The sequence below is a fragment of the Arthrobacter sp. FB24 genome (assembly GCF_000196235.1).
Taxonomy (GTDB): domain Bacteria; phylum Actinomycetota; class Actinomycetes; order Actinomycetales; family Micrococcaceae; genus Arthrobacter.
Genome location: NC_008541.1, coordinates 1,277,503 through 1,293,376, shown reverse-complemented (window position 1 = coordinate 1,293,376; position 15,874 = coordinate 1,277,503). Strand labels below are relative to the sequence as shown.

Genomic DNA, 15,874 nt, shown 5'->3' with positions numbered 1-15,874 from the left:
ACGGCGGTGACATGTACTACTTGAAGAATTAGACTGCTCGCTTCCTCAGCCGACGGCGCTCGCGCTCGGAGAGGCCTCCCCAAATGCCAAAGCGTTCGTCGTTCGACAGCGCGTATTCCAGGCACTGTGAGCGTACGTTGCAGGCGCCGCAGACTTTCTTGGCGTCGCGGGTGGAGCCTCCCTTTTCAGGGAAGAATGCCTCCGGGTCCGTCTGGGCGCACAAGGCGTCCGTCTGCCATCCGAGTTCGCCTTCGTCGTCGAAGTTCTGCTCGAAAGGAAGCCCGATCCAGACCGGCTGCGCTGTCGTTTCCGAATGGAGGGTCTGCAACTCCATCGGAGGATCGTGGAGATCGTTGTCCTGGTCCGGGTTGCCCGCCAGAAGGGCCTCGTGCGCTGCAAGGAAGGCCGTGGCCTGGTCCTGCAGTAAATCGCTGGTGCTTTGGTTATACCGCTCGGCCGCATCCGGATCAGCCGGATCTACATACCAATCGCTTGGCACGCCGCGTGAGCGGTACTTTGCCGACGCCTGACCGGCGACGACTGCATCTTCCTGGATACGCTCAACTTGCCCCATTTGTGGCGTCCCTCCTGAATTGCTGCCCATGGCTGAATACTTGGACACTCGGTTGTGTGGCCTGCATTTTGCGCTTGGCGTTCGATAACTAATTACACGTGTGTAAGTAGTCGGGAGTCAAGCGGCAGACGGGATAATAATCAACATCGCGTGAAATCCGCTGCCACGCCACGCCCGGGATTTTTTGACTGACTCGCCGTCATCACGGGAATTTTGACAGCATACTGACTAGTTTTCTGTGAATTTTCCGGGAATTCCGCGGAATCCGCCTCCAATCGGGATTTACGCCAGCAAAGTTAGCAAAACTGACGTGGCGCAGATCACATGACTCTGCGGGCCGTGCCCGGCTCCCGCGGCACCGCCTGGCACCTCCCCGCCCGGCGGGCACCGTGGCAAGATGTTGGCATGAGTATCCCGGCGATCGACCTGATGACCGCGCTGCGGTCCGGCCACTCCACCTCACCGCGACTGACCTGGTACGGACCGGACGCCGAGAGGGTGGAACTGTCCGGCCGCGTCCTGGACAACTGGGTGGCAAAGACGAGCAACCTGCTGCAGGACGAACTGGACGCCGAGCCCGGGATGCGGCTCCGGCTGGACCTCCCGGCGCACTGGAAGTCCATGATCCTGGCCCTTGCCGCCTGGCAGCTCGGCATGGAAGTTGTCCTTGACTCCGCCGACGCCGAACTCCTCGCCACAGAATCACCGGACGCGGGGCAGGAGCACGGCGCGTACGACTCCGTTATCGCGGTGCCGCTGCCGGCATTGGCCATGCGCTGGCCCGGGGAGCTGCCGCCCGGCGTCGTCGACTTTGCCGCAGAGGTGCGTTCGCACGGCGACGTCTTTATGGCGCACGAAGAACCTGAAGGTTCCAACCGGGCCATCGTGTCATCGGCCGGCACCCTGCACGCGCACTCTGACCTGCTGGAAGGGTTCGCTGCCGCCCACGACACGGGAGTGCGGTTGCTGGTCCGGGCCGGCGACGGACTGGAAGCAGCCCTCGCGCAGTCGCTGGGGGCCTGGCATCGCGACGGGTCCGTGGTGCTGGTCCACCCTGACGTCACAGTGACGGACAAGCTCCTCAACGACGAACGGGTCCAGGGAGGGTAGTCCCCCGGCTGCTACGGGCCTAGCTGCTGCGGGGCGGGCCGGGAACGTCGGTGTCCTCCACCTTGTCCGGCGCCTCGTTGGCAGGCACGCGGACCGGGCGCTGGTTCTGGTGGTGGTGCAGTTCCATGATCTCGTGGTCGTGCGAGAATGCCGGCTCTTCGTCGAGTTCCTTGTTGAAGACGAGGAACCGGTACGCGAAGAAGCGCACCACGGTGGCTACCAGGATGCCGGCGACGCCCGCCAGGAACAGCATGTTCTTGTCCGTGATGCCGAAGGAGTACTTGGCCAGGGCCGTGAACCCGGTGGAAATGCCGATACCAATGCCGTTGATCAGGATGAACATGAAGAACTCGCGGATCACGTTGTCCTGGCGGCGGTGGCGGAAGGTCCAGAACCGGTTCGCGATCCAGGAGAAAATCGTGGCAATCGTGGCGCCCACGAACCGGGCCTTGGCCTCGCTGTCCGTCATGGGGCCGTGCATCAGGTAGTAGGTCAGGCCGTTGTCGATAACGAAGGCGACACCGCCAACGGCGCCGAACTTGGCCACCTCGCGCCAGAAAAGCGAGGCGAGTCCGCGCAAACGTTCTGCAAGTGTGTAAAACATGACCCTCCATGGCCGACTGAAATTTCAGGCCACAGGGCCGAGAGTCCATTTTAGCCCGCAAAGCTGGGAGCCGCCCCGCCGGGCCGGGAGCGCGGTCTCCTGCGACGCGGCCATGACGCAAAATTCCCGGTTGAAACAGTGGTGAAGCCCGGAACACCCCTGCTCTTCTGTAGGCTGGCTCTTGTGACTTTTCCAGTAATAGGCGTAGTTGGCGGCGGCCAGCTAGCCCGCATGATGGCCCCCGCCGCAACGGCCCTGGGCTTTGAACTCCGTGTCCTGGCCGAAGGCGAGGACGTTTCCGCGGTTTCCGCAGTGCCGACGTCGCCGGTGGGCGACTACAAGGACCTTGACGCCCTCCTCGAGTTCTCCCGGGGGCTGGACGTCATGACCTTTGACCACGAGCACGTCCCCAACGACCACCTGCGGGCACTGCAGGAGGCCGGCGTCAACGTCCAGCCCGGCCCGGACGCCCTGGTCCACGCGCAGGACAAGCTGGTGATGCGGGCAGCCATCGACCGGCTTGAGCTGCCCAACCCGGCCTGGGCCTCCGTTGCCGACGTCGAGGCCCTGGTTGCCTTCGGCGAGAAGACCGGGTGGCCGGTGGTGTTGAAGACGCCCCGCGGCGGTTACGACGGCAAAGGGGTCCGCATGGTCGGATCGGCTGAGGAAGCCGCCGACGCCGCCGACTGGTTTGCGGCCATGACCCCGCTGCTGGCCGAGGCCAAGGTGGAGTTCAGCCGCGAACTGTCCGCACTCGTAGCGAGGACTCCTGACGGTGAATCCCGCGCCTGGCCCGTGGTCCACACCATCCAGGTGGACGGCGTCTGCGACGAAGTGATCGCCCCGGCCCAGGACATTCCGCTTGAAGTCGCCGCGGCCGCCGAAGACGCCGCAATCCGCATCGCCAACGAACTCGGAGTCACCGGCGTCATGGCCGTGGAGCTCTTCGAAACCCCCGGCGTCGGCTCCGGCTTCCTGATCAACGAGCTCGCAATGCGCCCGCACAACACCGGCCACTGGACCCAGGACGGATCGGTCACGAGCCAGTTCGAACAGCACCTGCGTGCCGTGCTGAACCTCCCGCTCGGTGCCACCGACGCTCTGGGACAGATTGTTGTGATGAAGAACTTCCTTGGCGGCGAGAACCAGGAACTGTTCTCGGCGTATCCGCTGGCCATGGCCAGCGAGCCGGCCGCGAAGATCCACTGCTACGGCAAGGCCGTCAGGCCCGGCAGGAAGATCGGCCACGTCAACCTGGTGGGGGCAGCCGCTTCCGATGTCGACTCCGTCCGGCAGCGCGCCACCACCGTCGCCAACATCATCAGGGACGGCCGTGCTCCGGCCCGACCTGCACCAGGGAACTCCGAGGAGACCGTATGAGCACGCCCGCATCGATTCGCCCGGCGGACACGGACAACGCCGCTCCCCTGGTGGGCCTTGTGATGGGCTCGGACTCCGACTGGCCCGTCATGGAAGCCGCAGCAGAGGCCCTTGCCGAGTTCGGCATTCCGTTCGAAGCCGATGTTGTCTCAGCCCACCGGATGCCCACCGAAATGATCCGCTACGGCCAGACGGCCCACGAGCGCGGACTGCGCGTCATCATCGCCGGAGCCGGGGGCGCCGCACACCTGCCCGGCATGCTTGCGTCCGTGACACCCCTGCCGGTCATCGGCGTCCCCGTCCCGCTCAAGACCCTGGACGGCATGGACTCGCTGCTGTCCATCGTCCAGATGCCCGCCGGCGTTCCCGTGGCCACAGTGTCGATCGCAGGCGCACGCAACGCCGGCCTGCTGGCCGTCCGGATGCTGGCATCCGGAACGGACGACCTCGCCGTCCGCCTGCGCGATGACCTGATCGAGTTCGCGCAGGAGCTCAACGACGTCGCCACCCGCAAGGGCGCGGCCCTGCGGCAGAAAGTCAGCGAAGTGTTCTCCGACGGCAACGTCGTTCTCCGGGGCAGCCGTTAGGAATCAGTAGATGACCACCAGCCACTCCCGCCCCCAGGCGCCGCAACAGGCCCTGACGGACCCCGTCCGCAACCCGGCGAACGCCCCGGCGCCCGTCAGGACCAAACGCGCGTTCGTCCTCCTGTTGCTGACGCTGTTCGTCCCGGGCAGTGCCCAGATCGTCGCCGGCGACCGGAAGCTCGGAAGGATCGCCCTCCGGGTGACCCTCACTGTCTGGGGACTGGCGCTTGCGGGACTGGTGCTGCTGCTGGTGAACCGCACCCTCCTGATCGGCATCCTCACCAACACGGTGGCCTCACTCCTGATCATCGTCGTCCTCATTGCGCTCGCACTCGGCTGGGCTGCGCTGTTCGTCAACACCCTCAGGCTGATCCGGCCGGTCCTGCTGGCACCCGGAATGCGGCCGGTCGTCGGCGTCGCACTGGTCCTGGCTATGCTGCTCAGCAGCGGGACACTCGGCTACGCCGCCTACGTTCTGAACGTGAGCCGGAACGCGATCGGCAGCATCTTCTCGGCGGGCCCTGCAATCGACCCCGTGGACGGCCGCTACAACTTCCTGATGATGGGCGGCGACGCCGGCGACGACCGCACTGGCCGGCGCCCGGACAGCCTCTCCGTCCTCAGCGTCGACGCCAAGACAGGCCAGACAGCCATCATCTCGGTGCCGCGCAACCTGCAGAACGCACAGTTCAGCGAGGGTTCCCCCATGCGGCAGATCTATCCGGACGGCTACGACTGCGGCAACGAGTGCCTCATCAACGCGATCAACACCGAAGTGACCAACGAGCACGCGGACCTCTACCCCGGCGTCGCCGATCCCGGGGCCCAGGCAACCCTCGAGGCTGTCTCGGGTACGCTCGGAATCACCGTCCAGGCCTACGTCCTGGTGGACATGGACGGCTTCGCCAAGCTCATCGACGCCATGGGCGGCATCAAGATCAAGGCCGGCGGGTGGGTGCCGCTGAGCGGCGACATGGTGGACGAGGCCAACGGCATCCACGGAATGCCCCTCGGCTGGATCCCGGCCGGTGAACAGCACCTCAACGGCTACCATGCCCTCTGGTACGGCCGCTCCCGGGAATTCGTTGACGACTACGCACGCATCCAGCGTCAGCAATGCGTCCAGCAGGCCATGCTGAAGCAGCTGGACCCCGCAACGCTGCTCTCCAAGTTCGAAGACATCGCCAACGCGGGCACCAAGGTGGTTGACTCCAACATTTCCGCGAGCCAGCTCGGCAGCTTCGTGGACCTGGCCATGAAGGCCAAGGGCAAGGAAGTCAGCCGGCTGACCATTGGACCGCCGGACTTCGACGCATCGTTCTCCACGGTGCCGGACTTCAACCAGATCCACGACAGGGTCGACCAGCTGCTGGCCGCGCAGTCCGAGTCGGCGGGAGCCGCGGGTAATCCTGCCGGGGAGGACAGCATCGTGCAGGCCGGCGCGGCCGCGGGCCCCCTGATGGCGGCCGCACCGGCGGCGCCCCTTACCCAGCCGGCACCGTCGCCGTCGTCGTCGGACTTCACGCCAGTGACCACCACCCCCGACGGCGAGCCCATCACGGAAGAGATGCTCAACCAGTTCAAGCGTGAGGGCAACGAGCAAGCGATCCGCGACCTTGTGGCCACGAACGGCCAGTGCCGCCCGCTGTAAGCGCCCCCGCCCGATCGCCTGACGCCGTAACTGCTGCAATGAGATAAAGGACACCTGGCTGTGTACGAAATTGAGAATGTCCTCCGGCCCTACGCCTGGGGCTCCACCACGGCCATTGCCGGCCTGCTCGGCAGGCAGGCCTCCGGCGGCCCGGAAGCGGAGCTGTGGGTGGGCGCCCACCCGGACTCGCCGTCCGTGGCAGCAGCGGCCGACGGCGGTCCGCTGGCTTTGGATACGCTGATCAGTTCCGACCCCGGCCACCATCTGGGCAGTGCCAGCGTGGCGGAGTTCGGCCCCCGCCTGCCGTTCCTCCTCAAGGTCCTGGCCGCGGAAAGTCCGCTGTCCCTGCAGGTCCATCCGACGCTGGAACAGGCACGGGCGGGTTTTGCCCGCGAAGAGGCTGCCGGCGTCGACCGTTCCGCGGCGGAGCGGAACTACAAGGATGACAACCACAAGCCGGAGATGATCTTTGCCCTGACGCCGTTCGAGGCGCTCTGCGGGTTCCGTCCGGCCGCATCCTCGCGTGCCCTCTTCGAGCATCTGGCCACGTCCATGCGGGCCATGTCTCTGGAGGTTCCGCACGTGTTCCTCGACGTCGTGGCGGACCTTTCTGCCCCGGTGGAGCACGACGCCCTGAAGACCGCGTTCACCCGGCTCATCGGCGGAGGCCACGCCGTCTCGCACGCGGTGCGGGAGCTGGTCGCCGCGCTCAAAGCCGGGCTGCCGATGTCTCCCTACCAGACCGAACTGTCCACGGCAGTCAGCCTGCACGGCCACTATCCCGGCGACCCCGGCGTGCTCATCTCGTTGCTGCTGAACAGGATCTCGCTGGCCCCCGGGGAGGCCGTCTACCTGCCGGCAGGAAACGTCCACGCCTACCTGCATGGCCTTGGCATCGAGGTCATGGCGTCCTCGGACAACGTACTCCGCGGCGGGCTGACGCCCAAGTTCGTAGACGTTCCCGAACTGCTGGCCACCATTGAGTTCGAGTCGGTGGGCGTGCCGATGCTGCCGGCGGAGACGTCCGAGCTGGGCCAGGAGCTCTACCGGCCGCCCTTCCGTGAATTCCAGCTGCAGCGGATCGAGCTGGAGCCCGACGACGGGCCCGTCCCGCTGGCGCAGTCCGGTGCGGCCGTGATCATCGTCGTCTCCGGTTCCGTGCTGCTGGACTCCCCCAAAGGCGATCTCCATCTGGACCGCGGCGCGAGTGCCTTCCTCCCCGCCGCTGAGGCTCCGGTCAACGTGCATCCGGCGGCCGGTTCCTCCGGGACCTCCGTTGCCTTTGCCGTAACCACCGCGCTGGGGGCCTGATCCGATGGAGTACTTCCTGCAGACCCCGCAGTGGGCCGATTTCCAGCGCTCCCTGGGCCGCACGGTCCACGAACAGTCCGGCCCCGGTTGGAGCTTCCTCGCCGTGGAAGAGAAGAATCCGGCGGGCAAGGTCCTTTACGCGCCGTACGGTCCCGTGGCAGAGTCCCTGGAAGCGTTCGACGCCGCCCTGGCCGCCCTTGTGGCTCTGGCCCGCACGTGCGGCGCCGCGTGTGTCCGGATAGAGCCGGCCAGCGCCGGATTCGACACCGCTGAGTCGCAGTCCGTGCTGCGAAGCCGTGGCCTGCGTCCCGCACCCGTCAACCAGCAGCCGGAACTGAGCTGGATCGTGGACTTGGACCGTGATTTCAAGGAAGTTCTCGCCGCCATGAAACCGGTGAACCGGAACCTCTACCGGAACATTCACAAAAAGGATGTGACCTTCCGGGCATCGCAGGATCCCGACGATATCCGCGTGCTGTTGAATTTCCTGCACATGACAGCCAAGCGAAGCGGGTTCAAGCCGCAAAGCGATGAGTACCTCAGCCAGGTGGCGCGGTCCCTCATGCCTGTGGGTGCGGCCACGCTGTTCATCGCCGAACGCCACGGCGGCCCCATTGCCGCGGCCCTGGCCTACGACTCCGCCGATACCCGTACCTACGCGCACGCGGCCCTTGACGACTCGCACCGCAAGTTGAGCGCGGGCATACCGTTGCTGGTTACCCTTATGGCGGATGCCAAGGAGAAGGGCCTGAAGCACGTGGACCTGTGGGGCGTGGCCCCGGAGGACCAGCCGAACCATAAGTGGGCCGGGTTCACGGCGTTCAAGAAGTCGTTCGGCGGGCGCGAAGTCACCTACCCCGGGACGTGGGACCTGCCGGTGAAGAAGGTCCGTTACGGCGCGTACCAGCTCGCCCGGAAAGCCCGAGAAAAGCTCCGCGCCCTCCGCAACTGAGCCGATTGCCCCCTGCCCTGAACGCGAACTGGCAGCTCACAACCCCAAATCCTGGATCTGAGGTCGTTTGCTGCCAGTTTGCGCTGAATAGAAGCGGGTGACTCGGGTGACTAGCTCTTGCGGGCGTAGCCTTCCCACTTGCTGGCCTGGTGCTCGCCGTCCACAAAGCGGATGGTCCCGGACTTGGACCGCATAACGATCGACTGGGTCAGAACCTTGTCTTTGGAGTAGCGCACGCCCTTGAGCAGGTCGCCGTCAGTGATGCCCGTGGCCGCGAAGTAGCAGTTGTCGCTGGAGACCAGGTCGTTGGTGGAAAGAACCCGCTCAAGGTCGTGCCCGGCGTCGATGGCCTTCTGCTTCTCGTCGTCGCTGGTGGGCCAGAGGCGGCCCTGGATGACGCCGCCGAGGGACTTGATGGCGCACGCGGCGACGATGCCTTCCGGCGTGCCTCCAATGCCCATGAGCGCGTCAACGCCGGTGCCGGAGCGGGCGGCGGCGATGGCCCCGGCAACGTCGCCGTCCATGATGAACTTGGTCCGGGCACCGGCTTCGCGGATTTCCTCCACGAGGGGACGGTGGCGGTCCCGGTCCAGGATCATGACGTTCAGCTGGTTGACCTTTACGCCCTTCGCCTTGGCGATTAGGTGCAGGTTCTGCTTGACCGGCAGGCGCAGGTCAACCATGTCCGCAGCTTCCGGGCCCGTGACGAGCTTCTCCATGTAGAACACGGCGGAGGGGTCGAACATGGAGCCGCGTTCGGCGACAGCGAGAACGGCGAGGGCGTTGTTGATGCCCAGTGCGGTCAGGCGGGTTCCGTCAATGGGGTCGACGGCGACATCGCACTCGGGTCCGGTGCCGTCACCGACGTGCTCGCCATTGAAAAGCATGGGAGCTTCATCCTTCTCGCCTTCGCCGATTACCACAACACCGTTGAAGTGGACGGTCTGCAGGAAGGAGCGCATGGCGTCGACTGCTGCGCCGTCAGCCTTGTTCTTGTCGCCGAATCCAACCCAGTGGCCGCCGGCAATCGCCGCGGCTTCGGTGACGCGGACAAGTTCCAGGGCAAGGTTACGGTCCGGTTCGTCAATGCCTACGGCAAGCGACGGCGAAATTGTGGAGTACTGCTGGGTCATAGGCGCTGGTGACACGTGAACCTCTTCTTCGAGTGGCGATCATTGAACCCGTACGGCCGGTCTGAGTCCGTCACGGTGATTCCTCTGCTACTGATCATAGTCGCGGCAGCATCAGAAGGTCATGGGATGACCACCCCGTGAAACACGGCTTTTCCTCACCGGCTGAACGGCAGGAATGTGAGAACGGCATTCAGATGCGCGACTATAGAAGCGTGAGCGAAACGCAGGACAAGTCCACCTTCAACAACCAGACGGCCGGCCCGGGCTCTCCCGCCAGCTCCGAGGGCACACCGGATGCACCGGTGGTTAAGCCCGTTATCCGCGCGGCTGCGGCGAAAAGGGCCAACGCCTCCGTGATCGGGATGATGATCGCACTGGTGGTGAGCGTTGCCGCGTTTCTGCCCATCGTGTTGATGAATCCCTCGCCGAAGTCAGACGGCTACCGGCCGAACGTCAATGTGAGCGCGGTGGCGCAAAACGCCGCCGGTGTGGCGGGATTCACACCCGTGACGCCCGAGGCCGGCGACACATTCAGGCCGAATTACGCCCGCTGGGAGTCCGGGACCGGCAGCGGCGTGCCAACGTGGGAGGTCGGATACCTCACGCCGAAGGAGTCATTCATCGGTTTGGTCCAGACCGCCCGGGCGAACCCGACATGGCTGCTCCAGCAGACCAAGAATGCCCCCGTGACCGGAAGCCGCAATGCCGGCGGCCTGGAGTGGGAGCTCCGCGACACAGGCAAGGGCGAGCGAAGCATGGTCCTCGCCCACAAGGGCACCACCGTTGTGTTGACCGGCACAGCCCAACTTGACGAGTTCGCCGTGCTGGCGGACGCCGTCGTGAAGTCCCTGGAAAGTAATCCGGCTGCAACGGTTTCCCCTTCAGCCGCTCCTTCGCCGTAAAGTGGCCCCGTGGCTACTTACTTGACTCCAGCTCTGGCATGGCGGCGACTGCGCGAAGGAAACGAGCGCTTTGTCGCCGGAGAATCTTCGCACCCCAACCAGGACGCATCGCGCCGGTCCTCGCTCGTGGAGAACCAACACCCGTTCGCGGTCATTTTCGGCTGCTCGGACTCGAGGCTCGCGGCTGAGATCATCTTCGACCTCGGGCTGGGCGACGCCTTTGTTGTCCGCACCGCCGGCCAGGTCATCGACGACGCCGTGCTGGGCTCGCTGGAGTACAGCATCGGTGTGCTCGGTGTGCCGCTGATCGTGATCCTGGGCCATGACAGCTGCGGCGCGGTCAGCGCCACGAAGGACGCCGTCGAGACGGGCCAGATGCCGGCGGGATTCATCCGCGACCTCGTGGAGCGCATCACGCCGTCGGTGCTGACCTCCCTGCGCAACAACGAAACCGAAGTCAACGACATGGTGGTGGAGCACGTGAAGCAGACCTCGCAGCGGCTCGTGGACAGCTCCCGTGTGATTTCGAACGCCATCGAAACCGGACGCGCAGCCGTGATCGGCCTCTCCTACAGCCTCAAGGAGGGCCGGGCGGACCTCGTTTCGGGGATCGGCGAACTCTAAGGCATCTGCCCGGTCCGCGGACGCTGTGGGCCCGACGCAAGCGGTTCACGGTTTTCGATGCAGCCGCCAATCGCCCTAAGCTAGCCCCATGACTTCCACTGAAGAATTCCGCATTGAACATGACACGATGGGCGAAGTCCGCGTCCCCGTGAACGCCCTGTACCGTGCCCAGACGCAGCGTGCAGTTGAAAACTTCCCCATTTCCGGCAAGACCCTGGAACGCGCGCACATCGAAGCCCTTGCCCGGGTGAAGAAGGCTGCCGCCCAGGCCAACGCAGAACTTGGAGTGCTCGACGGCGAGCTGGCCAAGGCGATCGCGGATGCCGCCGATGAGGTTGCTGCCGGGAAGTACGACGGCGACTTCCCGATCGACGTCTTCCAGACCGGGTCCGGCACGTCCTCCAACATGAACACCAACGAGGTCATCGCGGAGCTCGCCTCCCGCGCCCTCAAGGCCGCCGGCAGCGACAAGGTTGTCCACCCGAACGACCACGTCAACGCCTCGCAGTCCTCCAACGATGTCTTCCCGACGTCCGTACACGTGGCCGCCACGTCGGCGCTGATCAACGACCTCATCCCGGCCCTCGGCTACCTGGCCGACTCCCTGGACCGCAAGTCCGTCGAGTTCAAGGACGTCGTGAAGTCCGGCCGCACGCACCTCATGGATGCCACCCCGGTGACCCTGGGCCAGGAATTCGGCGGCTACGCCGCACAGGTCCGCTACGGCATCGAGCGCATCAACGCCTCGCTTCCCCGCGTGGCTGAAGTTCCCCTCGGCGGAACCGCTGTGGGCACCGGCATCAACACGCCGGCAGGCTTCCCGGAGCGCGTCATCGAACTGCTCGCCACCGACACCGGCCTTCCCCTGACCGAAGCACGCGACCACTTCGAAGCACAGGCCAACCGCGACGGCCTCATCGAAGCCTCCAGCCAGCTGCGCAACATCGCGATCTCCTTCATGAAGATCAACAACGACCTCCGCTGGATGGGCTCCGGCCCCAACACCGGCCTCGGCGAAATCGCCATCCCGGACCTGCAGCCCGGTTCCTCGATCATGCCGGGCAAGGTCAACCCCGTCATTTGCGAAGCATCCATCATGGTCTGCGCGCAGGTCATCGGTAACGACACCGCCATCGCCTGGTCAGGAACCAACGGCGCCTTCGAGCTGAACGTCGGCATCCCCGTCATGGCCGCCAACCTCCTTGAGTCCGTGCGCCTGCTGGCCAACACCAGCCGCGTCATGGCCGACAAGATGATCGACGGCATCACCGCCAACGTCGAGCGCGCCCGCTTCCTCGCCGAGGCTTCGCCCTCCATCGTCACCCCGCTGAACAAGTTTATCGGCTACGAGAACGCCGCCAAGATCGCCAAGAAGGCCGTCGCCGAGGGCCTCACCATCCGTGAGACCGTCGTCGCCATGGGCTTCCTGGAGCGCGGCGAACTGACCGAAGAGCAGCTGGACACCGCCCTCGACGTTATGTCGATGACGCGCCCGCCGCACAAGGCATAAGTCCCCACCGGCCTAAGTACGACGGCGGCCGCCCACCTTCCCGGCGAAGGCGGGCGGCCGCCGTCGTTTAAGCGAGCCGGGGCCGGAGGTGTGTCCGTTCGCGGCTAAAATTGCACTAATCAGAAATTGATGCAAAACTTCACTTTGTGAATAATAGTGCAATAAGTGACGGCGGGCTCCGCGAGCGCAAGCGGGCCGCCACCCGGGCGGCGATCACCGCCGTCGCACGCAAGCTGACCGCCGCACGCGGCCTGAACGGGTACACGGTGGAGGAAGTCTGCAGCGAAGCGGGCATTTCGCGCCGCACCTTCTTCAATTACTTTCCGGCCAAAGAGGACGCCATCATCGGCCACGCGGACGACGAGCTTCCCCACGATGTCATCGACGAGTTCATCGCCGGCGGCCAGTCATCACCGCCAGGCATCATCTCCCCCACGCTCCTACAGGACTTGGTCACCCTTTCCTTGAAGCTGTCCGAGAACATGGCCGCTTCCGAGGAGGACACCCGCCAGCTGATCGGCGTCATCAAGAAGGAGCCCCAGCTAATCCTGCGGATCATCGGGGCCACCGAGCAGCGCGAGGCAGAATTCGCCAAAGACGTCGCCCTCCGCGAAGGCGTTGCGCCGGACCACCCTGTGGTCCAAATGGCCGTTGTCCTGCTGGGCACTATCGCCCGCAAGACCAGCATGGTCTATTTCTCCGAGGGCAACACCCGCCCCTACCGGGAGCTGCTGCTGGAGAACATCTCGGCCGCCCGCCGGCTTTTTTCCCAGGAATTTCAAGAACCCGCCCCCGCAGAAGGACACCCATGAGCACCGCCGTCACTTCCAGGCCAGCAGCCGGGCCGCTGCTGCTGACCCAGAAACGCATCTGGATCATTTTTTCCGCCCTCATCGCCGGCATGCTGCTTTCCAGCCTTGACCAGACCATCGTCTCCACTGCCATGCCCACCATCGTGGGGAAGCTCGGCGGAGTGGAACACCAGGCGTGGATCACCACCGCCTATCTGCTGGCCACCACCATCGTGATGCCCATCTACGGCAAGTTCGGCGACGTGCTGGGCCGCCGAAACCTGTTCCTCGTGGCCATCGCCCTGTTTACCCTCGCTTCCGTCGGCTGCGCCTTCGCCACCGATTTCTGGGGCTTCGTGGTCTTCCGAGCCATCCAGGGCCTGGGCGGAGGCGGACTAATGATCCTCTCCCAGGCCATCATCGCGGACATCGTTCCCGCCAAAGACCGCGGCAAGTACATGGGTCCGCTGGGCGCCATCTTCGGCCTCTCCGCCGTCGCCGGCCCGCTGCTGGGCGGTTACTTCGTGGACCACCTCACCTGGGAATGGGCCTTCTACATCAACATCCCCATCGGCATTGCGGCCTTCGCCATTGCGTGGTTCACACTGACCCTGCCGAACAAGAAGGCCGAGAAGCGGATCGACGTCCTGGGCGTCCTGCTGCTCTCCGCAGCCACCACCTGCCTGATCCTCTTCACCGATTTCGGCGGCAAGAAGGACGAAGGCTGGGATTCGCCGCTGACCTGGGCATTTGGAGCCGGACTGGTTCTTGCCGCCGCCGCGTTCGTCATGGTGGAACGCCGGGCCGAGGACCCGATCATCCCACTGGGGCTGTTCAAGAACCGGATCTTCGTGAATTCCACAGCCATCGGCTTCACCCTGGGGCTGGGAATGTTCGCTGCCATCGCTTTCGTTCCCACGTTCCTGCAGATGTCCTCCGGCACCTCCGCCGCCGAATCCGGGCTGCTGATGCTTCCGATGATGGTGGGCCTGATGGGCATGGCCATCTACTCCGGCATCCGGATCTCGAAGACCGGCAAGTACAAGATGTTCCCCATCGTGGGCGCCGCCCTCACCATGGGCGCCATGCTCTGGCTGACCACGCTGACGGCCGACACCCCCATCTGGGTCATCTGCGTCCAGCTGTTCGTGTTCGGCGCCGGCCTGGGCTCCATCATGCAGGTCATCGTCCTGGTGGTGCAGAACTCCGTGCCCGCGGAACAGATCGGGACGGCCACCAGCACCAACAACTACTTCCGCGAAGTGGGCGCGTCCCTTGGCGTGGCCGTGTTCGGCTCCATCTTCACCTCACGGCTGGCAGAGGCCCTGACCAATGCCTTCACCGGGGCCGGGGCCTCAGCCGACCAGGCCGCCCGGTCCACCCGGACCCTGGACCCGCAGGCCCTGAGCCAGCTCCCGGAACAGCTCCGGGACGCCATTGTGAACGCCTATGCCGATTCGCTGGCGCCGGTATTCTGGTACCTGCTGCCGTTCCTGGGCATCGCATTGGTCCTCGCACTGACGCTGAAGCAGATCCCGCTCTCCGACACCGCCGGAATGGTGGCCCGGGGCGAGGCTGTGGGCGGCGAAGAGGCGGAACGCCTTGAGGCCGAACGCCAGTCCGCGTCCGCCTAGGAGGCTCCTAGGGTTCGTAGTGGACGGCGTCCTCGGGCAACAGCGCCCGCCGGATGCACTCGCGGTCCCCTGGCCGGAGTTCCGGAAGCCCGTCCAGGGGAAACCAGTCCACGGCCAGGGATTCGTCGTCGTTCACACGTGCTTCGCCGGAGACGTGGCGGCAGCGGAACACAATATCCAGGAAGTCGCATACATCCCCGTTGGGAAAGGTGACCGGCCCCACGACGCCGACTGAAACCATGCGTTCCGTTTCCGCCACGACCGCTGTCTCCTCGAAAATTTCCCGCACGAGTCCCGGGGCCGGATGCTCTCCCGGCTCCAGCATCCCGGAGATCAGCGCCCACCTGCCGTTGTCGGAGCGCTGGCCCAGCAGGACGTGGCCGTCGTCGTTGAAGACCACCCCGCGTACGGCGGGAATCCACAACGGATCATGGCCGATTTTTTCGCGGAGCTTGATGATGAAGTCGGGTGCTGCCATGGCTTCAGCCTAGCGGGATCCGGCGGCCGGATCAGCGCGAGTGCACGACGCCGATTTACGCCGTCAGCCCGCAGGCAGGAGCAGCATGGCCGCGGCCGAGCCCGCCAGCATGAAGGGGCCGAACGGGATGTCCGATTTGAGGGTGCCGCGGCGGGCAGCGAGCAGGCCCAGGCTCCAGAGACCGCCCAGGAGGAAGGCTGCGAAGGTCCCGGCGAACACGTGGCCCCAGCCGAGGTAACCGAGGTACAGTCCCAGCACACCGGCGAGTTTCACGTCGCCGAATCCCATTCCCGGCGGATAAACCATGCGCAGGATGAAGTAGAAGAGCCACAGCACCGCTCCCCCTGCGAGGATGCGTACACCCGGCAGTCCGAAGAGCCGGGCGGCGCCGTCGGGCACTGCCTCGGCGTCCGCGCCGGCCATCAGGACGGTGGCAACCGCAGCCAGCAGGAGCAACCCGCCCACCGCGTAGGACGGGAACACAATCCTGTTCGGCAGCAGGTGGTGCCTGACGTCGATGACCGTGAGCCGCACGGCCATCACGCCGAAGTAGGCGCAGGCTGCCAACACCAGCCAGAAGGCCAGCGGGGTGGATTCCCAAAGTTCGCCCAGTCGTTGGATCACCCTCGGATG

The 15,874-nt window shown here is 65.3% G+C and carries 16 protein-coding genes; 11 read left to right on the top strand and 5 right to left on the bottom strand.

Annotated elements, in window-relative coordinates:
- Positions 1-28: 28 nt before the first annotated feature.
- Positions 29-574, bottom strand: a complete 546-nt coding sequence (locus tag ARTH_RS24210; RefSeq protein WP_011691053.1) for a WhiB family transcriptional regulator — start codon at positions 572-574, stop codon at positions 29-31.
- Positions 575-979: 405 nt separating this feature from the next.
- Between ARTH_RS24210 and ARTH_RS06040 the strand changes: the two genes are divergently transcribed.
- Positions 980-1,684 (top strand): TIGR03089 family protein, encoded by a 705-nt coding sequence (locus tag ARTH_RS06040; RefSeq protein ID WP_043430458.1) that lies wholly within the window; start codon positions 980-982, stop codon positions 1,682-1,684.
- A gap of 19 nt (positions 1,685-1,703) precedes the next feature.
- Here ARTH_RS06040 and ARTH_RS06035 read toward each other — a convergent pair whose 3' ends face one another.
- A complete protein-coding gene (locus tag ARTH_RS06035) occupies positions 1,704-2,288 on the bottom strand; it encodes a GtrA family protein (RefSeq protein WP_011691051.1) in 585 nt (194 codons plus the stop codon).
- 231 nt (positions 2,289-2,519) lie between these two features.
- On the opposite strand from ARTH_RS06035, the gene ARTH_RS06030 reads away from it, so the two are divergent.
- The 5 genes from ARTH_RS06030 to ARTH_RS06010 are packed head-to-tail and all read left to right on the top strand — an operon-like array spanning position 2,520 to position 8,169.
- Entirely contained in the window at positions 2,520-3,668 is a 1,149-nt protein-coding gene (locus tag ARTH_RS06030) for a 5-(carboxyamino)imidazole ribonucleotide synthase (protein ID WP_043429531.1), read from the top strand.
- Positions 3,665-4,255: a 5-(carboxyamino)imidazole ribonucleotide mutase gene (gene purE, locus ARTH_RS06025; RefSeq protein WP_011691049.1), complete on the top strand. Its 591-nt coding sequence runs from the start codon at positions 3,665-3,667 to the stop codon at positions 4,253-4,255. Before ARTH_RS06030 ends, purE begins: the two co-directional genes overlap by 4 nt.
- A 10-nt stretch (positions 4,256-4,265) precedes the next feature.
- Entirely contained in the window at positions 4,266-5,906 is a 1,641-nt protein-coding gene (locus ARTH_RS06020; RefSeq protein ID WP_011691048.1) for an LCP family protein, read from the top strand.
- Positions 5,907-5,966: 60 nt separating this feature from the next.
- Positions 5,967-7,217 carry a mannose-6-phosphate isomerase, class I gene (manA, locus tag ARTH_RS06015; protein WP_011691047.1) on the top strand — a complete coding sequence of 417 codons (1,251 nt, stop codon included), beginning with the start codon at positions 5,967-5,969 and terminating at the stop codon, positions 7,215-7,217.
- Between the two features lie 4 nt (positions 7,218-7,221).
- On the top strand, positions 7,222-8,169 hold the full coding sequence (locus tag ARTH_RS06010) for a lipid II:glycine glycyltransferase FemX (RefSeq protein WP_011691046.1): 948 nt from the start codon (positions 7,222-7,224) through the stop codon (positions 8,167-8,169).
- A gap of 110 nt (positions 8,170-8,279) precedes the next feature.
- On the opposite strand, the gene glpX is transcribed toward ARTH_RS06010, so the two are convergent.
- A complete protein-coding gene (gene glpX / locus ARTH_RS06005) occupies positions 8,280-9,302 on the bottom strand; it encodes a class II fructose-bisphosphatase (RefSeq protein WP_175417425.1) in 1,023 nt (340 codons plus the stop codon).
- A 194-nt stretch (positions 9,303-9,496) separates the two neighbouring features.
- Here glpX and ARTH_RS06000 point away from each other — a divergent pair, with 194 nt between their 5' ends.
- From ARTH_RS06000 to ARTH_RS05980, 5 genes are all read left to right on the top strand, one after another.
- Positions 9,497-10,204: a DUF4245 domain-containing protein gene (locus ARTH_RS06000; RefSeq protein WP_043429529.1), complete on the top strand. Its 708-nt coding sequence runs from the start codon at positions 9,497-9,499 to the stop codon at positions 10,202-10,204.
- Between the two features lie 9 nt (positions 10,205-10,213).
- Entirely contained in the window at positions 10,214-10,828 is a 615-nt protein-coding gene (locus tag ARTH_RS05995) for a carbonic anhydrase (protein WP_011691043.1), read from the top strand.
- An 88-nt stretch (positions 10,829-10,916) separates the two neighbouring features.
- Complete coding sequence (locus tag ARTH_RS05990; protein ID WP_011691042.1) at positions 10,917-12,338, top strand: class II fumarate hydratase; 1,422 nt, start codon at positions 10,917-10,919, stop codon at positions 12,336-12,338.
- Positions 12,339-12,484: 146 nt separating this feature from the next.
- On the top strand, positions 12,485-13,150 hold the full coding sequence (locus ARTH_RS05985; protein WP_011691041.1) for a TetR/AcrR family transcriptional regulator: 666 nt from the start codon (positions 12,485-12,487) through the stop codon (positions 13,148-13,150).
- Complete coding sequence (locus ARTH_RS05980) at positions 13,147-14,763, top strand: MDR family MFS transporter (RefSeq protein ID WP_011691040.1); 1,617 nt, start codon at positions 13,147-13,149, stop codon at positions 14,761-14,763. Before ARTH_RS05985 ends, ARTH_RS05980 begins: the two co-directional genes overlap by 4 nt.
- Before the next feature lie 7 nt (positions 14,764-14,770).
- On the opposite strand, the gene ARTH_RS05975 is transcribed toward ARTH_RS05980, so the two are convergent.
- A complete protein-coding gene (locus tag ARTH_RS05975) occupies positions 14,771-15,241 on the bottom strand; it encodes an NUDIX hydrolase (protein ID WP_011691039.1) in 471 nt (156 codons plus the stop codon).
- Positions 15,242-15,304: 63 nt separating this feature from the next.
- Complete coding sequence (locus ARTH_RS05970) at positions 15,305-15,865, bottom strand: prepilin peptidase (RefSeq protein WP_011691038.1); 561 nt, start codon at positions 15,863-15,865, stop codon at positions 15,305-15,307.
- Positions 15,866-15,874 lie beyond the last annotated feature (9 nt).